General features: G+C 57.5%; 1 rRNA gene (only partly in view). It reads left to right on the top strand.

The annotated features are described in order from the left end of the window. The first annotated feature begins 63 nt into the window (after positions 1-63). Positions 64-1338: ribosomal RNA gene (locus PV419_RS52640) — 23S ribosomal RNA — on the top strand; it runs 1944 nt beyond the window's last position.

Genomic DNA, 1338 nt, shown 5'->3' with positions numbered 1-1338 from the left:
TGTGGGTGGGTGACGGGTGGCTGGTCGTTGCTTGAGAACTGCACAGTGGACGCGAGCATCTGTGGCCAAGTTTTTAAGGGCGCACGGTGGATGCCTTGGCACCAGGAACCGATGAAGGACGTGGGAGGCCGCGATAGGCCCCGGGGAGCTGTCAACCGAGCTTTGATCCGGGGGTGTCCGAATGGGGAAACCCGGCAGTCGTCATGGGCTGTCACCCATACCTGAACACATAGGGTATGTGGAGGGAACGCGGGGAAGTGAAACATCTCAGTACCCGCAGGAAGAGAAAACAACCGTGATTCCGGGAGTAGTGGCGAGCGAAACCGGATGAGGCCAAACCGTATGTGTGTGATACCCGGCAGGGGTTGCGCATGCGGGGTTGTGGGAGCTTTCTTGATCGGTCTGCCGGCCGGTCGGTGAGTCAGAAATTGTTGATGTAGGCGAAGGGCATGCGAAAGGCCCGGCGTAGAGGGTAAGACCCCCGTAGCTTAAATGTCAGCAACTTGCTTGAGAGCCACCCAAGTAGCACGGGGCCCGAGAAATCCCGTGTGAATCTGGCGGGACCACCCGCTAAGCCTAAATATTCCCTGGTGACCGATAGCGGATAGTACCGTGAGGGAATGGTGAAAAGTACCGCGGGAGCGGAGTGAAATAGTACCTGAAACCGTGTGCCTACAAGCCGTGGGAGCGTCGCGCAAGGACTTGTCCTTGCGTCGTGACTGCGTGCCTTTTGAAGAATGAGCCTGCGAGTTTGCGGTGTGTTGCGAGGTTAACCCGTGTGGGGTAGCCGTAGCGAAAGCGAGTCCGAATAGGGCGATTGAGTAGCGCGCCCAAGACCCGAAGCGGAGTGATCTAGCCATGGGCAGGTTGAAGCGGAGGTAAGACTTCGTGGAGGACCGAACCCACCAGGGTTGAAAACCTGGGGGATGACCTGTGGTTAGGGGTGAAAGGCCAATCAAACTCCGTGATAGCTGGTTCTCCCCGAAATGCATTTAGGTGCAGCGTCGTGTGTTTCTTGCCGGAGGTAGAGCACTGGATAGGCGATGGGCCCTACCGGGTTACTGACCTTAGCCAAACTCCGAATGCCGGTAAGTGAGAGCGCGGCAGTGAGACTGTGGGGGATAAGCTCCATGGTCGAGAGGGAAACAGCCCAGAGCATCGACTAAGGCCCCTAAGCGTGCGCTAAGTGGGAAAGGATGTGGAGTCGCAGAGACAACCAGGAGGTTGGCTTAGAAGCAGCCATCCTTGAAAGAGTGCGTAATAGCTCACTGGTCAAGTGATTCCGCGCCGACAATGTAGCGGGGCTCAAGCGTACCGCCGAAGTCGTGTCATTGCAGC

The organism is Streptomyces sp. ME19-01-6, assembly GCF_033793745.1.
Classification (GTDB): domain Bacteria; phylum Actinomycetota; class Actinomycetes; order Streptomycetales; family Streptomycetaceae; genus Streptomyces.
The sequence above is the reverse complement of the archived record's forward strand: the minus strand, read 5'-3'. Positions and strand labels throughout refer to the sequence as shown.